General features: G+C 75.6%; 5 protein-coding genes and 1 pseudogene. 3 read left to right on the top strand and 3 right to left on the bottom strand.

All coding sequences use genetic code 11. The annotated features are described in order from the left end of the window. Nucleotides 1–182 (top strand): annotated as a pseudogene (locus tag DZF91_RS31545) (septation protein SepH); the annotation flags it as partial. Between the two features lie 107 nt (nt 183–289). Here the strand turns inward: DZF91_RS31545 and DZF91_RS31540 are convergent. Together DZF91_RS31540 and DZF91_RS42385 are read right to left on the bottom strand one after the other, a co-directional pair. Beyond that, nucleotides 290–1,864: a PH domain-containing protein gene (locus tag DZF91_RS31540; RefSeq protein ID WP_235834701.1), complete on the bottom strand. Its 1,575-nt coding sequence runs from the start codon at nt 1,862–1,864 to the stop codon at nt 290–292. Continuing rightward, on the bottom strand, nt 1,861–2,394 hold the full coding sequence (locus DZF91_RS42385) for a PH domain-containing protein (RefSeq protein WP_235834700.1): 534 nt from the start codon (nt 2,392–2,394) through the stop codon (nt 1,861–1,863). Before DZF91_RS42385 ends, DZF91_RS31540 begins: the two co-directional genes overlap by 4 nt. Nucleotides 2,395–2,793: 399 nt before the next feature. On the opposite strand from DZF91_RS42385, the gene DZF91_RS31530 reads away from it, so the two are divergent. Both DZF91_RS31530 and DZF91_RS31525 read left to right on the top strand, forming a co-directional pair. Beyond that, nucleotides 2,794–3,783 (top strand): ATP-binding cassette domain-containing protein, encoded by a 990-nt coding sequence (locus DZF91_RS31530; protein WP_117360714.1) that lies wholly within the window; start codon nt 2,794–2,796, stop codon nt 3,781–3,783. Next, a complete protein-coding gene (locus DZF91_RS31525) occupies nt 3,780–4,589 on the top strand; it encodes an ABC transporter permease (RefSeq protein ID WP_117360713.1) in 810 nt (269 codons plus the stop codon). Before DZF91_RS31530 ends, DZF91_RS31525 begins: the two co-directional genes overlap by 4 nt. Before the next feature lie 30 nt (nt 4,590–4,619). Here the strand turns inward: DZF91_RS31525 and DZF91_RS31520 are convergent. Next, a partial coding sequence (locus DZF91_RS31520; protein WP_147341478.1) for an ATP-binding protein occupies nt 4,620–7,690 on the bottom strand: 3,071 nt, incomplete at its 5' end.

Genomic DNA, 7,690 nt, shown 5'->3' with positions numbered 1-7,690 from the left:
CGCCGCACCGTCCGGCGGCCAAGAAGGCGGCGCGCCCGGCGATGCCCGCGGCGGCGGCCGAGAAGCCCGCCGACACCCCGGCGACGCAGCGTCCGCCGCGCGCCCGCCGCAAGTCGAAGGCCAAGCGCGCCTCCGTCCCGTCCTGGGACGAGATCATGTTCGGCGCGCGCCGCCCCGAGTAGGACCCCACCCGCGTCCCACGCCCGGCTCTCCGACATGAGGGAGCCGGGCGCCGCGCTGCTCCGGCCTGACGTGTCCGCGTCTTCCGGCCCGGCCCGTCCGCCTTCGGCTACGAGGTCCCGGTGGACGCGGGTGGGGGTTCGGGCAGGTGGGAGGGGGTGCGGCGGAACCTCTTCGCCGGACGGGGCGGCGCCAGGAAGGGGGTGATCCAGTCCGGCGTGATGCTCCAGGCCAGGGCGACGGCGTCGGCCTCGGACACGTCGACGGCCGCGCAGCCTCCCTCGCCCGCGCCGACCGCCGCGTGCAGGGTGGCCAGGCCCGCGCGGCGCTGGAAGAGCGTCCGCCGGATGCGCCAGCCCACGATCGCGTCGTGCTCGACGACGTACTGGCGGCGGCGCAGGGACCCCGACCGGACGGTCAGCCGGACGCCGTCGTCGGCGTGCCCGAGCTGCCGGTACCGGTCCAGCCCGAGGGGGACGGCCAGTACGGCGGCCAGCGACGACACACCGGCGAGCCACAGGTTCCCGGCGGCGGCGCACAGGGCCGCGGCGACCAGGGGCGGAGCGGTCGCGCGCACGAGGCGCCGTCCCCTTGCGGCCTCCGGGTGCGGGACCAGCGGCCCCGGCACCGGCCCGAGGACGCGGGAGGCGAGCTCCACCGCCACGGCGCGGGGAGCGGCGGGCAGCAGGCGGCCCCGGTGCGCGGCGTCGCCCAGGCCGGTGACCAGCGCACCCAGCCGGACGACGCCCGCGACCCGCTCGAAGGGGTTGTCGGCCAGTTCCACACCGCGCACCCGGCGGCGCTCCAGCGCGACGCTGCGGCGGGTGACCAGGCCGCGCTCGGCGACGATCGAGCCGTCCCGCTGGTAGACGGTGAAGTCCCAGTTGAACAGGGTGAACGCGATGACCGACGCGACCGGCATCGCGACCAGGAACAGCATGATCACCAGGACGACCACGCCGGTGGGCAGGCCCGCGGCGTCCCGGCCGAGGTGCTCGACCCGGTCCCGGGTGATCAGGCCGAGGTCGTCGCCGAGGTTGTAGAGCGTGCCGAGCAGGCTTCCCGCCAGCGCGAACGGCGTCAGCAGGTACGCCCCGCTCAGCGGCGCGTAGAGGAACCAGCGGCGGCGGATGTGCGCGAGCTCGCGGCGCCGCTTCGCCACCGGCGGGGGGATCTCGGTGACGGGCGCCCGCGCGAGCAGCACCTTGCGCAGCCGCTCGGCCTCGCGCAGCGCCACCGCGTTGAGCACGATCTCGCCGCCGTCCGCGCCGGCGTCCACGTGCACGATCGCGAGCCCGAGGAGCCGGTGGCCGAGTGTGGACGAGATGTCCACACCGCGGATCCGCTCGCGGGGAATGCTCTTGACCGTCCGCGCCACGAGGGCCCGGCGCGTCTGGAAGCGGTCCTCGTGCACGTGGTAGGTGAACGTCGCCCACGTCCCGAGGTGCCACGCCAGCCCGAACGCGAGGCCGATGAGCGCGAAGTAGAAGGCCGTGGACAGTCCGCCGACCAGCAGCCCGGTCGCGCCCGCGCCGATCAGCGCGGCCATCTCCCGCGCCGCGCCGACCACGAACGTCAGGGGGTGCAGGCGGCGGACCGGGGCGTCCCGGACCGGCGCCTTCGGGGGCGCGTCGTCCGGTTCGGCGGCCGGGCGCGGGACGGGGGCGTCCTTCGGGGTGGTCACGTGGCGTCGTCGCTCGGGTCGTGGGCGCGGTGCGCGAGGTCCTCGGCGAGCCGGGTGGCGTCCCGCACCCGCAGGCCCGACACCTCGGACGAGCCCGTGTGCGACGCGGTGTGGACGCGCAGCCGCGCGAGGCCGAGCAGCCGCTCGAGCCAGCCCTGCTCGGTGTGGACGTTCTGGATGCGGCTCACGGGGACCAGCAGCCATTCGCGGCTGAACCAGCCCGTCCGGGTGTAGACGACGTCCGCGCTGACCTCCCAGCGGTGCACGCGGTAGCGCCAGACCGGCGCGACGGTGACGACCAGGACGCCGACGACCCCGACGGCGACGGGCAGCCAGCCGATGTGCGCGGTGATCCAGCGCGGGACGCCGTCGCGGGGCCGGCCGCCGAGCCAGGCGGCGACGCCCCAGGCCAGCCCGAAGCCGAGCCCCCAGAACAGCAGGTACTCGATCGCCCAGTGCGCGATCGCCCGCGGTGACACCCGGTTCGCGGGCTCCCTCAGCCTCACCGCGTGGGTGCTCCGCGCCGTCACGTATCGCAGTCTATTGCCCGGACGCCCGGCTTCCGCGGAACGGTGGGCCGCAACCGCGGGAGCGGACGACCCCGGTCCCTGGCGCCGGGGGAAGGCCGCCGCCGAACGGCCGAAGGGTCCCGCCGAACGGCCGAAACGCGCCGCCGAACGGCCGAAGGCGGACGCCGGGCGGCGGGTCGTGCGGAAGCGGGCCGGGGGCGGGCGCGTTTTCTGTCGGAGGCGGATGCGACAGTGGTCACACGATCGGCTCGGAGACGGCGCGGCTGTCAGCCGGAGCTCAGCGCCCTGACAGCGCGTGCGGAAAAACTGGATGCGCATTCGACCGGACAGCACCTACCTTTTCCACCTTCCGGCTGTAGGCCAGGCATGCCCGGCGTGCGCGAGCAAAGGAGAACCCTGATGTCCTACGCCATCCAGGCCGAGGGTCTGGAGAAGCGCTTCGGTGAGACGCGCGCCCTGTCGGGGGTGTCGCTGACCGCCCCGGCGGGCACCGTCCTCGGCGTCCTCGGGCCGAACGGCGCGGGCAAGACCACCACGACCCGCATCCTCGCCACCCTGATCGAGCCGACCGCCGGGCACGCCACGGTCGGCGGCTACGACGTGGTGAAGCAGGCCCACCAGGTGCGCCAGCTCGTCGGCCTCACCGGCCAGTACGCCGGGGTGGACGAGATGCTGACCGGCACCGAGAACCTGGTCATGATCGGGCGTCTGCTCGGCCAGTCGCGGCGCGCCGCGAAAGCACGGGCCGCCGAACTACTCGACCGGTTCGGCCTCGTCGACGCCGCCGGGCGTCCCGCCAAGACCTACTCGGGCGGGATGCGGCGGCGCCTCGACCTGGCCGCGAGCCTGGTCGGCCACCCGCAGATCCTGTTCCTGGACGAGCCGACCACCGGCCTCGACCCGCGCAGCCGCGGCGGCCTGTGGGACATCGTGCGCGGCCTCACCGCCGACGGCGTGACCGTCCTGCTGACCACTCAGTACCTGGAGGAGGCCGACCAGCTCGCCGACGACATCGTCGTCATCGACCGCGGGCAGGTCATCGCGCACGGCACGTCCGACGCGCTGAAGGCGCAGGTCGGCGGGCAGGTGCTGGAGGTCCGCCCGGTCGAGGCGGACGACGCGCCGAAGGTGACGGGCATCGTCGGGGAGCTCGCCGGCGCCACCCCCGAGACGGTGGACGGCCTGGTCAGCGTCCCGATCACCGATCCCGCGCTGATGCCCGCCGTGGTGCGCCGCCTGGACGAGGCCGGGGTGCCGATCGGCGAGCTGTCCCTGCGCCGGTCCAGTTTGGACGAGGTGTTCTTCGCCCTGACCGGCCACCACACCGACGACGTCGACGCCGAGGCGGACGAGCTCGTCCGCGCCGAGCAGGAAGGAGCCCGCGCGTGACCACCGCCGCGCTCGCGCCCGAGCACCTCACCCGGCGGGTCTCCCCCGTCGCCGCGGTGCGCCACACCGCCACGCTGGCCTGGCGCAACCTCGTGCAGATCAAGCACAACCCGATGGAACTGGTCGACCTGTCCATCCAGCCGATCATGTTCGTGCTGCTGTTCGCCTACGTCTTCGGGCCGTCCATGACCGGCAGCGTGCAGGCGTACCTGCCGGTCGTGATCCCCGGGATCATCGCGCAGAACGCGCTGTTCGCCGGGATGAGCACCGGCTTCGGGCTGAACAGCGACCTCACCAAGGGCGTCTACGACCGGTTCCGCAGCCTCCCGATCGCCCGGTCCGCCCCGCTCGCCGGACGCATCATCGCCGACACCGTCAAGCAGGCGTGGTCGATGTTCATCCTGCTCGCGGTCGGGTTCCTCATCGGGTTCCGGATCCACACCAACCCGGTCGCGGTGGTCGGCGCGTTCCTGCTGCTGCTCGCCTTCGCGGTGCTGTTCTCCTGGACGTCGGTGTTCATCGCGATGAAGGTGAACGAGCCGGAGAAGGTGCAGATCTTCGGGTTCGTGGTGATCTTCCCGCTGAGCTTCCTCAGCACCGCGTTCATCAAGTCCACCCGGGGCATCCCCGACTGGCTGGCCTGGGTCATCCGCAACAACCCCGTCACCCAGCTCGTCGAGGCGATGCGCGGGCTGCTCCTCGGCGGCCCGGTGATGCAGCACGCGGTGGTCGCGCTGGCCTGGGGCCTGGGCATCACGCTGGTCTTCGCGCCCCTGTCCCTGCGCGCCTTCAAGCGCCGCGCCTGACCCGCGCGGCCGACCCGCCGGGTGTCGTGGTCAGCCGCGGCGGCGGTCGCCGTCCCCGGCCCGGTCCGCGAAGAGAGCGCGCGGCTCGGGCAGGTCGTAGGCGGCCAGGAGGTCGTCGAAGGTGCGGGAGCCGCCGCGGGCGAAGGCCGCCTCGTAGCACGCGTCGCCCAGCCGGGCCCGGAGCCTCCCGGCGAGGGCGACGATCTCCGGCTGGGAGAGGTCGGGGCCGCCGCGCAGGCCGTCCGCCTGGCCGAGGAGCTCGGCGGCGCGCACGGGGTCGTCCTCGTGCTCGGCCAGCGCGGCGAGGCCCCCCAGGGCGGTCGCGACGATCGGGAAGTCCGGGGCCTGGACCGCCCCGGCGAGGGCGGCGCTCAGCCGCCCGCGGGCGGCGTCCGGGTCGTCGGCCGCCAGGTCGCAGAGGGCCCGGGAGGTCAGCACCAGCGAGCGGAACTGCGGCCAGCCGCCGTGCCCGACGGCGAGCGCGTCCGCGCGGTCCAGCAGCCGGACGGCCTCCGCGAGGTCGCCGCGCCGCCGGACGATCATCGCGGACGCGTGGTAGAGCGCCGCCATCCCCTCGGACGCCCCGATCCGCTCGACCTCCCGCAGCGCCGACGCCAGGATGCGCTCGGCGCGCCCGTCCTCGCCGAGCAGCATGAGCTGGACGGCGAGCTGCATCTCCGTCTGCAGGACCACCATCGGGCCGCCGCCGAGCCGGGCGTTCAGCCGCACCGCCTCCTCGTACAGCCCGACCGCCGCGCGGTGCTCGCCGCGGCGGCCCAGCAGCTCGGCCTGCCCGGTGAGGGTGAACGACAGGCCCCACCGGTCGCCCGCCTCCCGGAAGGCCGCCGCGGCGCCGGCGAAGTACCGCTCCCCCGGTCCCGTCCGGCCGAAGTTCAGCTCGACGTGCCCGGCGACGAAGCGGCTCAGGCCGCGCACCCACGGGTCCGGGTCGTCCAGAAGCGCGGTGAGGCCGTCGAACACGTTCTCCCGCCAGCCCTCGGCGTACATCCGCATCGTGACGATCAGCATCCGCAGGACGGGGTGCAGCCGCTCCCCGGACGGGAGTTCCCCGACCATCGCGTCGGCGCGCCGCAGCCACGCCGTCCCGTCCACGCCCTCGCGCGGCACCGCGTCGAACACCGCCATGGCGCCGAGCGCGAGCGCCCGCGCCGAGGTCTGGCCGGGCGGCAGGGCGGGCAGGGCGTCGAGCGCGGCCACGGCGTCCACGGCCTCGGTGACCCGGCCGCGCAGGAACCAGTACCAGCCGAGCGCCGCCGTGAACCGCACCGTGAGCGCCGCGTCCCCGGTGTCGAGCGACCAGCGCAGCGCGGCGTGCAGGTTGTCCTGCTCGGCGTCCAGGCGGGCGATCCAGGTGAGCTGCTCGGCCCGGTAGAGGTGCGGTTCGGCGGTCTCGGCGAACCCGGCGTAGTGGAGCGCGTGCGCGCGCCGGACCCGCTCCAGCTCGCCCGCCTCGGCCAGCCGCTCCAGCCCGTACGCGCGGATCGTCTCCAGCATCCGGTACCGGGGCTCGCCGTCCGGGCCGTCGGTGACGACCGTGACCAGGGACTTGTCCACGAGCGCGGCCAGCACGTCCAGGACGTCCGCGGGGGGCACCGGCCCGCCGGAGCAGACGGCCTCGGCGGCGTCGAGGTCCGCGCCGCCGGGGAAGGCGGCGAGGCGGCGCCAGAGGGCGCGTTCGCGGACGTCCAGCAGGTCCCAGCTCCACTCGACGACGGCGCGGAGCGTGCGGTGCCGGGGCAGGGCCGTGCGGCTGCCCGCGCGCAGCAGCCGGAAGCGGTCGTCCAGGCGGTCGGCCACCTGGGTGAGGGTGAGCGCGCGCAGCCGCGCCGCCGCGAGCTCGATCGCGAGCGGCATGCCGTCCAGGGCCCGGCAGATCCGGACGACGTCGGCGACGGTCGCGGCGGTCACCGCGAAGCCCGGCGAGACGGCCGCCGCGCGGTCGGCCAGCAGCCGGACGGCCGGGCAGGCCATGGCCTGCTCCGCGTCGGCGTCCGGCGCGGGCTGCTCCAGCGGCTCGACCGGCCACAGCGCCTCGCCGGTGACGCCGAGCGGCTCGCGGCTGGTCGCGAGGATCCGCGCGCCCGGGCACTCGGCCAGCACCCGGTCGGCGAGCCGGGCCACCGCGTCCAGCAGGTGCTCGCAGTTGTCCAGGATGATCAGCGGTCGCCGGGCGGCGAGCGCCGCCGTCAGGCGGGTCAGCGGGTCGGCGCCCTCCGGCGCGGCCAGCCAGCCCGCCTTCGTGGAGACCAGCGACACCTCGCGCAGTCCCAGCGCCGCGAGCACGGTGGACGGCACCTCGGCGGGATCGGTGACGGACGCGAGCGAGACGAACCAGACCCCGTCCACCTGCGGATGCGCCGCGGGTTCGGAACCGGGCCGCAACGGGTTCGCGGTGGGCGCGGACGGCAGGAGGGCGGCGACGCGGCGGCCAGCTTCCAGGGACAGGCGCGTCTTGCCCGCGCCACCCGGGCCGGTCAGGGTGACGAACCGTCCTTCGGCGAGCATCGCGCCGACGCGGCGCAGGTCCTCGTCCCGGCCGATGAAGCTGGTCAGCTGGGCGCCCAGGTTCCCGACGGACGCGTCCGCGGGGGACGGCTCCGCGACGGGCTCGTCCGGTGAGGCGGGGGTCGGCTCGGGCGCGACCTCGTTCCGCGCGGCGGGGGCCGCGGGCGCGGTCCGGGCCGGGTTCAGGGCCGGGTTCAGGGACGGGTCCTGGCGGAGGACGGCCAGGCGGAGCCCTTCCAGGGCCGGGGACGGATCGACGCCGAGGGTGTCGGCCAGCGCGTGCCGCAGGGAGTCGTACTCCGCGAGCGCCTCGGCCTGGCGTCCGGAGGCGTAGAGAGCGCGGATCAGCAGTGCGCGCAGTGGCTCGCGGAGCGGGTCGGCGGACGCCAGCGCCTGCAGCTCGGGGACGAGGTCGGTGTGGCGGCCGAGCTCCAGGTCGGCGGCGGCGCGCTCCTCGGCGGCCGTCCGGCGCAGCTCCTCCAGGCGGGCGGACGGCGCGGACGCGAACGGCAGGTGGGCGGCGTCGGCGAGGGCGGGGCCGCGCCAGAGCGCCAGGGCCTCGCGCAGGGCGGCGG

It is taken from the genome of Actinomadura logoneensis, from assembly GCF_003428695.1.
Taxonomy (GTDB): Bacteria; Actinomycetota; Actinomycetes; order Streptosporangiales; family Streptosporangiaceae; genus Spirillospora; species Spirillospora logoneensis.
Note: the sequence above shows the minus strand (reverse complement) of the source record. Positions and strands in the feature narration are given on the sequence as shown.